16 protein-coding genes and 1 riboswitch are annotated in these 12,334 nt (G+C 54.4%); of the genes, 8 read left to right on the top strand and 8 right to left on the bottom strand.

Annotated features, from left to right (window positions below; translation table 11 throughout):
- Window positions 1-27: 27 nt before the first annotated feature.
- Window positions 28-861, bottom strand: coding sequence for a helix-turn-helix domain-containing protein (locus RAL88_RS04095; protein WP_306267455.1), 834 nt, complete (start codon window positions 859-861; stop codon window positions 28-30).
- 301 nt (window positions 862-1,162) lie between these two features.
- On the opposite strand from RAL88_RS04095, the gene cysE reads away from it, so the two are divergent.
- The 3 genes from cysE to hisI all read left to right on the top strand — a co-directional run bounded on the left by cysE (window position 1,163) and on the right by hisI (window position 2,846).
- A complete protein-coding gene (gene cysE, locus RAL88_RS04090) occupies window positions 1,163-1,978 on the top strand; it encodes a serine O-acetyltransferase (protein WP_306267454.1) in 816 nt (271 codons plus the stop codon).
- Between the two features lie 141 nt (window positions 1,979-2,119).
- Window positions 2,120-2,329 carry a DUF3126 family protein gene (locus RAL88_RS04085; protein WP_306267453.1) on the top strand — a complete coding sequence of 70 codons (210 nt, stop codon included), beginning with the start codon at window positions 2,120-2,122 and terminating at the stop codon, window positions 2,327-2,329.
- Between the two features lie 58 nt (window positions 2,330-2,387).
- On the top strand, window positions 2,388-2,846 hold the full coding sequence (gene hisI, locus RAL88_RS04080; protein ID WP_306267452.1) for a phosphoribosyl-AMP cyclohydrolase: 459 nt from the start codon (window positions 2,388-2,390) through the stop codon (window positions 2,844-2,846).
- A gap of 15 nt (window positions 2,847-2,861) precedes the next feature.
- On the opposite strand, the gene yghX is transcribed toward hisI, so the two are convergent.
- Both yghX and RAL88_RS04070 read right to left on the bottom strand, forming a co-directional pair.
- Window positions 2,862-3,749, bottom strand: a complete 888-nt coding sequence (gene yghX / locus RAL88_RS04075) for a YghX family hydrolase (RefSeq protein WP_306267451.1) — start codon at window positions 3,747-3,749, stop codon at window positions 2,862-2,864.
- 54 nt (window positions 3,750-3,803) lie between these two features.
- A complete protein-coding gene (locus tag RAL88_RS04070; protein ID WP_306267450.1) occupies window positions 3,804-4,514 on the bottom strand; it encodes an FMN-binding negative transcriptional regulator in 711 nt (236 codons plus the stop codon).
- A gap of 41 nt (window positions 4,515-4,555) precedes the next feature.
- Window positions 4,556-4,731, top strand: a riboswitch (FMN riboswitch).
- Window positions 4,732-4,822: 91 nt separating this feature from the next.
- On the opposite strand from RAL88_RS04070, the gene RAL88_RS04065 reads away from it, so the two are divergent.
- A complete protein-coding gene (locus RAL88_RS04065; RefSeq protein ID WP_306267449.1) occupies window positions 4,823-5,716 on the top strand; it encodes a DMT family transporter in 894 nt (297 codons plus the stop codon).
- A gap of 122 nt (window positions 5,717-5,838) precedes the next feature.
- Window positions 5,839-6,558, top strand: coding sequence for a DUF1003 domain-containing protein (locus RAL88_RS04060; RefSeq protein ID WP_306267448.1), 720 nt, complete (start codon window positions 5,839-5,841; stop codon window positions 6,556-6,558).
- An 86-nt stretch (window positions 6,559-6,644) separates the two neighbouring features.
- Here RAL88_RS04060 and RAL88_RS04055 read toward each other — a convergent pair whose 3' ends face one another.
- Window positions 6,645-7,076 carry a CBS domain-containing protein gene (locus RAL88_RS04055; protein ID WP_306267447.1) on the bottom strand — a complete coding sequence of 144 codons (432 nt, stop codon included), beginning with the start codon at window positions 7,074-7,076 and terminating at the stop codon, window positions 6,645-6,647.
- Between the two features lie 112 nt (window positions 7,077-7,188).
- Window positions 7,189-8,034 carry a rhomboid family intramembrane serine protease gene (locus RAL88_RS04050; protein ID WP_306267446.1) on the bottom strand — a complete coding sequence of 282 codons (846 nt, stop codon included), beginning with the start codon at window positions 8,032-8,034 and terminating at the stop codon, window positions 7,189-7,191.
- A gap of 75 nt (window positions 8,035-8,109) precedes the next feature.
- Between RAL88_RS04050 and RAL88_RS04045 the strand changes: the two genes are divergently transcribed.
- Window positions 8,110-8,928 (top strand): PAS domain-containing protein, encoded by an 819-nt coding sequence (locus RAL88_RS04045; RefSeq protein ID WP_306267445.1) that lies wholly within the window; start codon window positions 8,110-8,112, stop codon window positions 8,926-8,928.
- A gap of 142 nt (window positions 8,929-9,070) precedes the next feature.
- Window positions 9,071-9,688 carry a transglutaminase-like cysteine peptidase gene (locus tag RAL88_RS04040; protein WP_306267444.1) on the top strand — a complete coding sequence of 206 codons (618 nt, stop codon included), beginning with the start codon at window positions 9,071-9,073 and terminating at the stop codon, window positions 9,686-9,688.
- A gap of 55 nt (window positions 9,689-9,743) precedes the next feature.
- Here RAL88_RS04040 and RAL88_RS04035 read toward each other — a convergent pair whose 3' ends face one another.
- On the bottom strand, window positions 9,744-10,271 hold the full coding sequence (locus RAL88_RS04035) for a gamma carbonic anhydrase family protein (RefSeq protein WP_306267443.1): 528 nt from the start codon (window positions 10,269-10,271) through the stop codon (window positions 9,744-9,746).
- A gap of 85 nt (window positions 10,272-10,356) precedes the next feature.
- Complete coding sequence (folE, locus tag RAL88_RS04030; RefSeq protein WP_306267442.1) at window positions 10,357-10,989, bottom strand: GTP cyclohydrolase I FolE; 633 nt, start codon at window positions 10,987-10,989, stop codon at window positions 10,357-10,359.
- Between the two features lie 219 nt (window positions 10,990-11,208).
- Here folE and RAL88_RS04025 point away from each other — a divergent pair, with 219 nt between their 5' ends.
- The gene (locus tag RAL88_RS04025; protein WP_306267441.1) at window positions 11,209-11,661 is read left to right on the top strand and encodes an iron-sulfur cluster assembly scaffold protein; all 453 of its coding nucleotides are present in this window, start codon (window positions 11,209-11,211) and stop codon (window positions 11,659-11,661) included.
- A gap of 28 nt (window positions 11,662-11,689) precedes the next feature.
- Here RAL88_RS04025 and RAL88_RS04020 read toward each other — a convergent pair whose 3' ends face one another.
- Window positions 11,690-12,328 carry a hypothetical protein gene (locus tag RAL88_RS04020; protein WP_306267440.1) on the bottom strand — a complete coding sequence of 213 codons (639 nt, stop codon included), beginning with the start codon at window positions 12,326-12,328 and terminating at the stop codon, window positions 11,690-11,692.
- Window positions 12,329-12,334: the final 6 nt, after the last annotated feature.

Below are 12,334 nucleotides of genomic sequence, written 5' to 3'. Positions count from 1 at the left end.
ATCCCGCAATTTCAATTTATCAATGTTTCATTCAGTGAAATCATGAAGTGATTCTGGAAGCGTTTTTTCCCGCTCAAGCCTCTGGAAATCAGCCGCTATCGCTGCTGCCAGTTCTATCTGGCCCGCCAGGTAGCGTGACGAGAAACCCGCCTCATCATAAGCCTTCGCATTCCATTGGGTGTTGAGGACGGCGATGAGATCCGGTCCGTTCAAAACCGGTACGGCCAGGGCGAGCAGTCCGTCATTTTCAATTCTCATCTCAAGGTAGTCACCGCCCCTGAAAAAATTCGCCCGTGTTCCATAACCTTTCTGCCGCACCACATTGAGATCCTCTTCAAGGTGCTCAAGGTTTATGTGGGGTGATTGCAGGAAATAACCGAGACGTTCGGCTTTGCGCAGCAAATGGTCACGCCGGCTTTTTTTCATGAACGCCAGATAGGCCCGTCCGGCGGCAGAAGGGACCAGGGGAATGGTGTGCCTGATGCGGTTTGGCTTGACCGGGAACGGGCTGCCCGGCCGGTTGGTCTCGGCGACAACGAGACAAGGTTGCGTGGCATGCAGATGGAGCACGTCTGTCGGCCATCTGACGAGCGAGCTGTAGCTTTGCAAATGTTCGGAGGCAGCTTCTGCCAGCAAATCGGTCTTTGAAATTTTGCGACCTAGAAGTTTAACGCAGTGTTTCAAATGATAGGTGTCACCTCCGACCGCCCGTCGGACCATTCCCTCCTGAATCAGAGCGTCGAGGATGCGCAACAGGGTGGCGCGGTGCAAATCGGTCTGCTCGTGCAAACTGTTCAGGTTTGCGGGGCCCTCATTCAGAGCGCGCAGAACCGCAAATGCGCGATGGACAAGCCTAGCCATCTAAAACAGATCCTCACGAAGGTTGGATTACAAATTTGAGTCCCATTTTCTAACTATATTCGCTTGCGGAACAAGGGTCATTTTTGCAGCTCAGTGTCGTCGAAGACAGATGGTACCGATTTGATAGGTCTGTATTGCAGCCCGATGCGCTGCTTATGTCTCAATCAGTCAATCGCTGTGTTGACCTTGTTATTGTTGTATCGGTAACCCACTTTGTCTAAAACAGAATGCGCCTGCAAACAGGTAGTCCTATCAATCAGGGGTTTTGGCCGATACTTTGGCCGGGGTTTTGGAAAGCGTTATGGCGGAAGCAACACAGCAGCAGCTGGCAAGCATCGACCCGGTTTGGAACACTTTGCGCCAGGAAGCGGAAGCAATCGTTGCTCACGAGCCGGATATGGCACCGTTCATTTACAGCACGATTCTCAATCACACCACGCTGGAAGAAGCGATCAGTTGGCGGATCGCCGACCGGCTGGATCACCAGGCGGTTCCGGATGATCTGATCCGCAAAGCGTTTCAGCAGGCGTTTGCTGACGAGCCGGAGCTGGCCGACATCATCCGTGTTGATCTGGGCGCAGTGTTTGATCGCGATCCTGCCTGTGACCGGTTTATCGAACCGGTGCTGTATTTCAAAGGCTTTCATGCCCTCCAGACGCACCGCCTGGCAAATTGGCTGTTGCGGCACGGACGGCGCGATTTTGCGCTTTATCTGCAAAGCCGCTCCTCTGCCGTGTTCCAGACCGATATCAACCCGGCTGTCAAAATGGGCAAGGGTATTTTTCTCGACCACGCCACAGGACTGGTCGTCGGGGAAACCGCCACGATCGGCGACGATGTTTCGATTCTGCAGGACGTCACACTCGGTGGAACCGGGAAAAAGGGTGGTGACCGCCATCCGAAGATCGAAAGCGGTGTGCTGATCGGTGCCGGGGCCAAGATTCTGGGAAATTTCAAAATTGGCCATTGCTCGCGCATCGCCGCCGGATCGGTGGTGTTGAGCGAAGTGCCTCCCAACACCACTGTCGCAGGTGTGCCGGCAAAAGTTGTCGGGTCCGCAGGCTGCTCCGAACCGTCAAGGTCGATGGACCAGATTCTGGCAGAGAGACAGCACTGATACGCTCCAGCCGTTGTGCAATCCCCATTGAAAAGCGGCGGTAAAAGCCGCTATCCCCTTTATTTTGTGCGGACGATATGCCATCAACTGCGCGAATTGAACCCACATCTCGACGCAGAGAAAACCGGAAAGAGGCGCGCCATGAACGCCAGCGAACTGCAAAAACTTGATGCTTATTTCAAGGCGAAATTCGCCAATCCGAACCTTCAGGTTCGCGCCCGCCCGCGCAAGACGGATTCAGCGGAATTGTACCTTTCAGATGAATTTCTCGGTGTGATCTATCTTGACGATGAAGATGGCGACCGTTCCTACAATTTCTCCATGGCTGTGCTTGATATCGATCTGGCATAATTTGTGACGGGTCCGGCCTGACTGCATTTACCCGACTGCCGACCGCAAAGGACAGGTTATGATCCACGGAGAGTTTCAGCAACCCGGTTCGATTACGGATCTGGAAGAGGGGGCGGTTTTTGCCCCGAAATTTTCTGCGGACGGCCTGATTGCATGTGTCGTCAGCGATCATGCAACGGGCCGGGTGGTGATGGTCGCGCATATGAATGAGGAAGCCCTCGCCAGAACCATCGCATCCCGCAAGGCAACCTATTGGAGCCGCTCGCGCCAGGCACTTTGGGTGAAGGGTGAAACCAGCGGCCACTCCCAATATGTTGAACGCATGCAGGTAGATTGCGATCAGGATGTGATCCTTCTCAGCGTCACCACAGCGGGTAGCGGTGCGAATTGTCACACCGGCCGCATCTCATGTTTTTACCGCGACGTCGATCTGTCCGGCGATGGTACGGCGCCAAAGCTGGTCACGACGGACGACACAAGGCACTTCAATCCGACCGAGATTTATAAAACCGACTGATTTCCTTGCCGGAACTCACACCAGGTGGGTGTTGAAAAACGCAATCGTCCGGCTCCAGGCAAGTTCCGCTGCATCCCTGTCATAGCGCGGCGTTGTGTCGTTGTGGAAACCATGATTGACCGCCGGATAGATATGCGCCGTGTAGCTCTTGTCATGTTGCTGCAAGGCGGCTTCATAGGCCGGCCATCCCTCATTGATACGGGTATCCAGTTCAGCATATTGCAGAAGCAAGGGTGCCTGGATGCGCGGCACATCCGCCGCTGATGGCTGGCGGCCATAGAACGGAACGGAAGCTGACAGTTCCTCATAGGCGACTGCCAGTGCATTGCAGACGCCACCGCCGTAACAAAAGCCGACTGCGCCGACTTTGCCGGTGCTGTCATCGCGTCCGGCAAGATGCTCATAGCCGGCGAAGAAATCGTTCATCAGCTTTGTGCCATCCACGCTGCTTTGCAACTCGCGGCCCGCATCATCATTGCCGGGATAACCGCCAACCGATGTCAGCCCATCGGGCGCAAGCGCCATGAATCCGGCCTTTGCCACCCTTCGGGCAACATCTTCGATATAGGGGTTGAGGCCCCGGTTCTCATGCACCACCAGAACCGCGGGAAGCGGCAGCGCCTTGTCCGCAGGCTTCACCAGATAGCCGCGTACGGTGCCGTGGCCATTGGGGGAGGGATACTCGATATATTCTGCACTGATGTCGCTGTCGTTGGGTGCCACCTGTTGTGCCAGAGCATATTGCGGGCTGAGAATTCCCAGCAGAGCGGCTGCAGTGATGCCGCCTACGGCAAATTTCCCGGCACGATCCAGAAATTCACGTTTTGTAATTTTGCCATGGGCATAAAAGTCATACAGATCAAGCAGTTCCTGATCAAAGTCTTTCGCGGTCAGACGATTCATATCAGTCTCCAATCCATAAATTGCAATCTGACGGTATGGCAATTTTGGCGAAGGTCAATTCACATCTGCGTTGATTTCAGCGCGGAACAGTCTGGCTGCCGGCCGCAGATCCATCAAATCAGCCAGAGCGGCAGTTTCGGTTCCCTTCGTGCCGTTCCTGACGCCATCGGCTGCAGCGCTGCGTATTGCATCGGGTTTGTTCTGAGACAGTTTGAAAGTGCCCTGGATAGAATCGACTGTCATGGCAATGGACACAATCTGGCGCTGCATTCGCTGGAAAATTTCGGCATCCATCTTGTCAATTGTCCAGGGCGGTTTGGGTGCCAGCCGCGCTTCCATGGAAGCCGACAATCGCTCCAGAATACCGCGTAGTTCACTCTCGTCGAGCTTGCGCAGTTTGCCGCAGATGTGAACGGCGACGTGATTCCAGATCGGCACCTGATTGTCCACGCCGTACCAGTCCGGCGAAATATAGCCATCGGGTCCGGTTGTGGCGATGACAGCATCGGCGGCCTCATCTAGCAGCTGCAACATCGGGTTGGAGCGGACCGGATGGGCTTCCAGATAGGTGCCGTCCTGCGACAGTTGAAACGGAATATGGCTGATCAGAGGACCGTTTTCATAACTCAGAGCAAGACTGCCAAAGCTGCGTTGACGGGCGAATGCGACAAGCAGGTCTTGCGGGGTTTTTCTGAAGGCCTGGTTGGGATGTATCGGGGGTGTCTTTCGGTGGGCACTGTTTTGTCTGAAAAATAATCTGGCCACTGCCGGAAATTTTCACTAAATCTGCTGTGCCCGCGTAATGCGGGCGTTCTCAGGGCGGGGTGTAATTCCCCACCGGCGGTGATCTGTAGACTGTTACAGCAGTATGCAGCAGCCCGCGAGCGGCTTTCTGCAGGATATCAAATCCCGGCAGGAAGTGACAGCAGACCCGGTGTGATTCCGGGGCCGACGGTCAGAGTCCGGATGGAAGAGAACAGTGTGCCATAGCCGCCGGGATGCAATAATTGCAGGCCGGCTGCAAAGCATTCTATCGCGCCCTGATTCATATGTCGAAACAGGAGATGATCGCGATGAATCAGTATCTTTTAAAAAATCAATCTTCGCCGGCTGTTGCCGGTGCAGCCTATATGGTTGTGGCCGGCAGTCTGTTTGCGCTGGTCAATATTTCAGTTCAGGCTGCAGCCATGCATTTTGGCATGCCGTCATCATCGGTCGCATTCTGGCAATATGCAATTGCGCTGGTCATCGGCGGATCTTGGTTATTGAGGCAGGGGCCAGCCGCCTTCAAAACCCATCATTTCGGCCAGCACCTGCTACGGGTGTTCTTGGCTTCTTTCGGTGTGCAATTGTGGGTGCTGGGTCTGAAATATGTTCCGATCTGGCAGGCCATTGCCCTGATCATGACATCACCTTTCTTTGTCACCATTGGTGCTTCGCTGTTTTTGCGCGAAACTGTCAGCGCGCAGCGCTGGGCGGCGACCATCATCGGCTTTGCCGGGGGCATGATCATTCTGTCACCATGGTCCGATAGCTTCAGCCTTGCAGCGCTGCTTCCAATGGCCGCTGCAATCTTCTGGGCGATGTCTTCTGTGATGACCAAACAGCTTACGCGGGAAGAAGCGCCCGATAGCGTGACGGCCTATCTGCTGGTGCTGCTGACGCCGATCAACGCTGTGTTTGCTGGGATGGAGGGCTTTGTGTTTCCAACCGGTCCGGCATTCTGGTTGATTTTATGTGCCGGAATCCTCACTGCTCTGGCGCAACTGGCATTGACGCGGGCTTATGCGGTGGCCGATGCGTCCTATGTGCAGCCATTCGATCATCTGAAGCTGCCCTTGAATGTCCTGTTCGGCTGGTTGGCTTTTCAATTTACTCCAGATGGCAATCTGTGGATCGGGGCACTGCTCATCATCGGAGCGAGCATGTATATTCTCCAGCTTGAGACCGGAGAACCGGAGCGCTGACAGCATGCGTGATGTTTAAAAAAGGTCCGTGGATATCAGTGGATACAGTGTAAAAGGGGCAACCGTCATTGTGACCGGCCCTCAGCAACCAGTCCTTATCCTGGAACAGGAAATGCGCGCGCATGACAAAGAGCCAACGCCGCCAGTTGAATGCAACAGCGCCTTGCGCCGTTTGCGGCAAGATGTTTGCCGTATCGGAGATGCGTCCGTGGATATCCGTCAGGCCGGGTCTCTCGGCCCTGATCTTGCAGGATGTGCCCGACTGGGGCGAAGGGAAATTCATCTGCCGTGATGATCTGGCCGGGTATCGCCGGCGCTATGTTGAAAATCTGCTGCAGGATGAAAGCGGGCAGCTCAATGCGCTTGACCTTGAAGTTGTCGAAGCCATTGAAACCGGTCAAATTCTGTCGAAGACACCATCATACGCCACCGATGAAAATGCGTCTTTCGGAGAGAAAATGGCAGACAGGGTTGCCAGATTTGGCGGCTCCTGGACCTTCATCCTGGCCTTCTGTGCGATTCTGCTGACGTGGATGGTGGTCAATCTGGGTATCTTTCTGTCAAAGCCGTTTGATCCCTATCCGTTCATTCTGCTGAACCTGGTTTTGTCGTCAATGGCCGCGTTGCAGGCGCCAATCATCATGATGAGCCAGCGCAGGCAAGGCGTGAAAGACCGTGAAACGGCTATGGAGGATTACAAGACCAATCTGAAGGCTGAACTTGAAATCCGACAATTGCACGAAAAACTTGATCACCAGTTGGTGCGGCAATGGGAAAAACTTGTCGAAATGCAGCAGATCCAGTTGGAGTTGCTCGAGGAAACAGTTTCCAACAGGACCTGACCGGCGGCAGAGGCGCAATTGCGGCTTCCGCCGCGCAGGCACTGTTATGTGCTCCGGCGCAGGGGTGTCCATTTTATCACAGCAGTTTAACTTGCGTACAAATAGTTCTTGAGATCTTCCGCTTCGCGTTCCGCATCCGCTATCCGGCGCTTGACGAGATCGCCGATTGAAACCATTCCCACCAGGTCGCCATTTTCGACAACCGGTATGTGGCGGAAACGTCCCTCACTCATGCGGGCCATGGCAGCCTGAATGGTTTCCTCAGGCCCGCAAGTGACCACAGAAGAGGTCATGCAGTCCGATGCGTCGGCCTTCAATGCGTCGGGACCGTCTGTCGCTATGCGGCGTACAATGTCGCGCTCGGAGAGTATACCGGCAACCTTGCCCGCATCATCGACAATCAGAATGGCGCCAATGCGGTGCTCGCGCAAAGTGGCGCAGATATCCAGCAGTGTTTTGGGCAGTTTGATGGTGAAAACATCATGGCCCTTTTCGTGCAATATGGAAGCTATGTTCATATTGTCCTCCCGTTCCTCATAGTGTCGCCAGAAGCGAGTTGAACGCGAAGTGTGCGACGAAATGTCGAAATGAGCAAGTCACGCAGCTTTTCGTGGTATTAAAGCGGTGCGCTCAACTTTTGCGCGCGACAGGATCAAGCAACGGAAACAGCAGCAATCCGGCCAGAAAACCGCCCAGATGCGCTTCCCAGGCAATGCGGACATCCTGACCGCCAAAGCCGGCTCCGGTCAGGCCGAAAAGCAGATTTACCGCAAACCAGATTCCAATGAATATCAAAGCCGAGCGGTTGCGCAGCAGGACGGATATCGGCTCGGCGGGCTGCATGAAATCCGATGGTTTGCGCTGCAGCGGGGAGCGGGTCAGAGGCCCGCCGGAGCTGAATGCAAACCGGCCGACGGCTGCCATGTGTCCCGAAATGGCCGCTGACGCGCCGATGGTCGGGGCCACGGAACCGGGATTTGCCAGAAAATGAGCGCCAGCTCCTGCAATTGCACACAGCACTGAAAACAGCAAAAACCTTGCAGTGCCGAACCGCCAAGCCAGCGCACTGCCGAATGCGAGCATCCAGATGGAGTTGGTCAGCACATGGACCCAGTCACCATGCAACAGGGCGTAACTCACCGGACTGATCCATTCTGAATAGGGCGATCCTGGCAAGTTCAGATCTGTGCTGTAACGCGCCGGTATGAATGAAAACCGCACAAAAAGGTCGAAAAATGCCTGTTCCGAGAGCAGGCCGAGACCAGCATGAATGCCAATGATCAGAGCGATCAGCGCAATGATGATATTTGGCGCATTGATTGCGCGGGTGTTGCCTTCCGGCGGCTCAGTGTTGAATTGATCCATAGCCGAGTGATAGCGCTTCAATTCAGCAAATACAAAGCCCGCTTTGTCATTCCAATGGGAAAACTGCAGTGTAATCCACAGGCGCGCCGGGATATTAACCATGTTGTCCATTGGCCCGTGCAGCTTCCGGCAAAGCTGTTAATACTTCGTTAGGTATTACAAAATTCAGGTACGCAGCGGTTTTTTATGGATCACCCGACGATTCACGCATTGTTCAATTACTGGAATCAAAAGCGCGAAAATAATTCTGCACCAGCGCGTTCGGATATCCATCCCGGCGACATCAGCAGCATTCTTCCCGAAGTCTTTCTGCTTGAACGCAACAACAATGGGCGGTTTTACTACCGTCTTGCCGGAACCCTGCTGTGTCAGAATGCGCGCCGCGAGTTGAAAGGCCAGCGTCCACTGGCGCATTTTGCCGATATGGACCGCCGCAGGATGCAGATTGCGCTGACCCAGGTCGCCGAGAAGGGGGCTATCTTCAAGGCAGATATTCTTGGAACCAGCGCAAATGGGCGCACCATTGAACAACAGTGGATTGTACTTCCGCTGAGAAATGCCACCGGCGGATTTACCAGGCTCATCGGAGCCTGCGTTACGGTTGAAGACCCGGTCTGGCTGGGCCGCGACCCGATCGTGCGTAACAGTATTCTGTCAGCCAGAATGATCAGCTCTTCAAATCAGGAGGCCATGCAAGAGCTGTCCGGGCGGCCGGACCCGGATTCGCCATTTGAAAACCTGCGCTCGTCTACCGCTATTTCGCTTTACGCTCTTGCCAGACAAGCCGAGCCGAAAATACCGCATGGCATTGCTGATCTTCAGGCCCGAATCGAAAAACAATTTGGCCGGCGCCAGGTCAGGTCCAATCCGGCATATCCGCTGCGCCATACTGACCATTTGTCGCGGCACGGTGTGCGGACGCCGAATTTTAACGTGGTGCCGCTGGCAAATTCGGAAAAACGTGTGCAGCATCTTACTGTTTTCGATGGCGGCCTGGAGGGTTGATAGGTGAAATTCCTGGTTAATGAATTATTACAAATTTATATAAATTTTTATATAAATTCGATTTAAAAGTAGTTATGATTTTTTTCATCACGTAAAATTGTCACATGTATTATGTGCTCATTCAATTGGTGAGTTCTATGTTATGAAATACTTCAAACGATCTATTTTCTTTGGTTTCATTATAGCTTTCTTCGTGATTAGCCAACCGGAAGCGCGGGAAATCAATTCCGCTTTCATGCCGATTACCGGCAAGGCACGTCCTCCCGTCGGCCACGTGACATTTTGTGACAGCAATCCCGAGGAATGCAAATTACAGGATAATCAGGAAGGTCTCGTGACGCTGACCCAAGAGCGCTGGGATGAATTGATCCGGATCAATCATCTCGTCAACCAGTCGGTTACGGCGGTGACGGACATGGAACTCTATGCGCGTCCTGAAGTCTGGGCGTTTCCTGGAAAATATGGCGATTGCGAAGATTTTGCGCTGCTGAAGCGGCATTTTCTGATGCAGGCCGGCTGGCCCGCCGGCAGCCTGCTGATCACGGTTGCGCTGGACATTGACGGGGGCGGGCATGCGGTTCTGACGGTCAAAACAGACCGCGGCGATTTCATCCTCGATAATCTCGAAGCGCTGGTCAAAAACTGGGCCGAGACGCCATATACTTATCTGAAGCGGCAATCCAGCAAGCATCCTGCGAAATGGGAAGCGGTGGACAATACCCGCCACGTCGCACCGACCTTGACCGCCAGCACAGAATAGCAAAAGTCCCGGCGAAGGACGTCGGCATTACCGGACCGGTTTTGACCCGGTCCGCTCAAAGCGGTCTCAGGCCTGCCGCGAATCGCTTTGCATTTCGCTGATAATTCAGGGCCGATGCAGTCAGTTTTGCGGCATCATGCGGCGTCAGCGTGCGGATGATCTTGCCGGGCATGCCCACCACCAGGGAATTGTCGGGGATGACTTTGCCTTCGGGGATGAGTGCCCCGGCACCGATCAGGCAATTGCTGCCGATCCTGGCCCCATTCAGAACGATGGCACCCATACCGATCAGGGTATTATCCGCGATTGTACAGCCGTGAATGATGGCGCGGTGGCCGATGGTGCAGTTGTGACCGATTGTGGCAGGAAACCCCGGGTCGGTATGGACCATGGTGTGTTCCTGAATGTTTGTCCCATCGCCAATTGAGATGCGCTCATTATCACCGCGCAAGACGGCGCCGAACCAGATGCCGACCTGTTTGCCAAGATGCACCTGTCCAATGATATGGGCGTCCGGCGCGATCCAAATACTGGAGTTTTCCGCGTAGTCCGGTGCAATACCATCAAGTTCGTAGCTCGGCATAACAGCCTCCATCTGGATGAAAGGCATTTATGCGATATGCATTGCGGCAATGCAAACGCCTGTGTCTTGCAAACGGCTCAGTTGTTTATGCTGACTCGCCGCGCACCAGAGCCAGAAACCGGATCTGCTCGTTGGGATCGTCGCGGAACACGCCCTTGAACTGGGTGGTGATGGTGGAGACGCCGTGCTTCTGCACGCCGCGCAATGACATGCACATATGCTCGGCTTCGAGAAACACCGCAACACCACGAGGCTGCAGCGCCTCGTCAATAGCGTCGGCAATCTGGGCGGTCAGATGTTCCTGGGTCTGCATGCGGCGGGCGAAGACATCGGTAACCCGTGCCAGTTTGGACAGACCGACAACGCCTTCAATCGGATAATATGCTATATGGGCCTTGCCTGTGAAGGGCACCATGTGGTGCTCGCAGTGGGAATAAAACGGAATGTTGCGGACCACAACAATGTCATCATAGCCGCCGACATCTTCAAATGTGCGGGCCAGCGCTTCCTGCGCGTTTTCATCATACCCACGATAAAATTCCTCATAGGCTTTCACCACCCGTTTAGGCGTATCAAGCAAACCTTCGCGCGCCGGATCATCTCCTGTCCAGGCAATCAGTGTGCGCACCGCAGCTTCCGCCTCTTCGCGAGAAGGGCGGGCGGTTTTTATGTCTGGTGCTGAACCGGTCTTTTTGAACGGATCAAGAATTGCATCCATGTTAAACTCCTGAAGGGCAGGCTGGATTGGTGCGCTGTTTATAAGCCGATTTTGCCGCATAGCGCCAGCCGGGGGCTGGCCGGCTGCCACACGCAGACATAAGGCTGATCTTGTATGAGGCAAGCTGCAGCCCTGACAATTTCCGCAAACGTGATTATATACTGACAGAAATTGTCATGAATTGTGACGTAAAACTCTGGACAGCAGGCATTATCCGCCATGATCGACGATGTCTACAATGCGAAGATTCTGGAATTTGCCGGAAATATTCCGCGACTGGGAAAACTGGATGCCCCTGATGCATCCGCCAAAGCGCATTCCAAGCTGTGTGGCTCAACCATCACTGTCGATCTGAAGGTCAGCGATGGCATTGTTACCGACTATGCGCATGAGGTGAAAGCCTGTGCGCTCGGCCAGTCGTCAGCCTCGATTGTGGCATCTCATATTGTCGGCGCACATGCAGATGAACTGCGCGCCCTGAAGACCACTATGTATGCCATGCTGAAACAGGCTGGCCCTGCGCCGGAGGGGCGGTTTTCCGCCCTGAAATTTCTGCAACCGGTGCGCGATTACCGGGCGCGCCATGCCTCAACCCTGCTGGTATTCGATGCGGTGGTGGACGCACTGGACCAGATCGAAGCAGCGCAAAAAATCCAGGCGACTGCCTGTTGAGGGTGCGTTCAAGGAGCTTTATTTCGAACTAGAAGCGACCTGAAATCTCGTAATAAGCGCTCAGATAGATTTCCGGCGGAATTCTGTTCTGAATGCCTTCGATCATCTCGGAAAATGCCTCTTCCGGCACGGCACCCAAAGCCACATAGGTCTGCTCATCAGCAGCAGATTCGGCATTTTGCGGATTGGCGAATACGCGCAGATTCAGGGTTTTCAATTCGCGGATCAGAAGGTCCGCCGCCGAAATCATCAATCGTTCGTCGGAGACATCATTGTAGATGCGGAAGACATGGATGATATCATTGCGATCAACGCCGATCACTGACGGCCGTAAAGGCGGATCTTCGGTGATCTGACTGGATGCCAGCGTGGTCAGCTCGCGGGTCAAACTGTCTATGGAAACGGCAAATCCAGCCGGTTCGGCCGCAATCGCAGACAGACCCGCAATGCTGACACCTGTGATCCGGCCAACGTCGCCGGAGGTTTTGAGATTGTCTTTCATTGGCCCGGTGACAAGTTGTTCAACCCGGACGGGGTCTTCCAGATCCGTGGGCGTGAGGACATAGATGATCTTGCCGGTGTTGCCGGCCAGCCAGCCCCAGACAATGCCCATGAGAATGGCAATGCTTACCACTGGAATCAGTATATTAAGTTGGCGACGTGTCATGTGATA

This window comes from Pararhizobium sp. IMCC3301, assembly GCF_030758315.1.
Taxonomy (GTDB): Bacteria; Pseudomonadota; Alphaproteobacteria; order Rhizobiales.
This window is presented reverse-complemented; position numbering and strand designations above follow the sequence as displayed.

Excerpts from the sequence above, each read along its gene's own strand:
- RAL88_RS04095 (WP_306267455.1), bottom strand. The coding sequence starts at position 861 with ATGGCTAGGCTTGTCCATCGCGCATTTGCGGTTCTGCGCGCTCTGAAT.
- cysE (WP_306267454.1), top strand. The coding sequence starts at position 1,163 with ATGGCGGAAGCAACACAGCAGCAGCTGGCAAGCATCGACCCGGTTTGG.
- RAL88_RS04085 (WP_306267453.1), top strand. The coding sequence starts at position 2,120 with ATGAACGCCAGCGAACTGCAAAAACTTGATGCTTATTTCAAGGCGAAA.
- hisI (WP_306267452.1), top strand. The coding sequence starts at position 2,388 with ATGATCCACGGAGAGTTTCAGCAACCCGGTTCGATTACGGATCTGGAA.
- yghX (WP_306267451.1), bottom strand. The coding sequence starts at position 3,749 with ATGAATCGTCTGACCGCGAAAGACTTTGATCAGGAACTGCTTGATCTG.
- RAL88_RS04065 (WP_306267449.1), top strand. The coding sequence starts at position 4,823 with ATGAATCAGTATCTTTTAAAAAATCAATCTTCGCCGGCTGTTGCCGGT.
- RAL88_RS04060 (WP_306267448.1), top strand. The coding sequence starts at position 5,839 with ATGACAAAGAGCCAACGCCGCCAGTTGAATGCAACAGCGCCTTGCGCC.
- RAL88_RS04055 (WP_306267447.1), bottom strand. The coding sequence starts at position 7,076 with ATGAACATAGCTTCCATATTGCACGAAAAGGGCCATGATGTTTTCACC.
- RAL88_RS04050 (WP_306267446.1), bottom strand. The coding sequence starts at position 8,034 with ATGGACAACATGGTTAATATCCCGGCGCGCCTGTGGATTACACTGCAG.
- RAL88_RS04045 (WP_306267445.1), top strand. The coding sequence starts at position 8,110 with ATGGATCACCCGACGATTCACGCATTGTTCAATTACTGGAATCAAAAG.
- RAL88_RS04040 (WP_306267444.1), top strand. The coding sequence starts at position 9,071 with ATGAAATACTTCAAACGATCTATTTTCTTTGGTTTCATTATAGCTTTC.
- RAL88_RS04035 (WP_306267443.1), bottom strand. The coding sequence starts at position 10,271 with ATGCCGAGCTACGAACTTGATGGTATTGCACCGGACTACGCGGAAAAC.
- folE (WP_306267442.1), bottom strand. The coding sequence starts at position 10,989 with ATGGATGCAATTCTTGATCCGTTCAAAAAGACCGGTTCAGCACCAGAC.
- RAL88_RS04025 (WP_306267441.1), top strand. The coding sequence starts at position 11,209 with ATGATCGACGATGTCTACAATGCGAAGATTCTGGAATTTGCCGGAAAT.
- RAL88_RS04020 (WP_306267440.1), bottom strand. The coding sequence starts at position 12,328 with ATGACACGTCGCCAACTTAATATACTGATTCCAGTGGTAAGCATTGCC.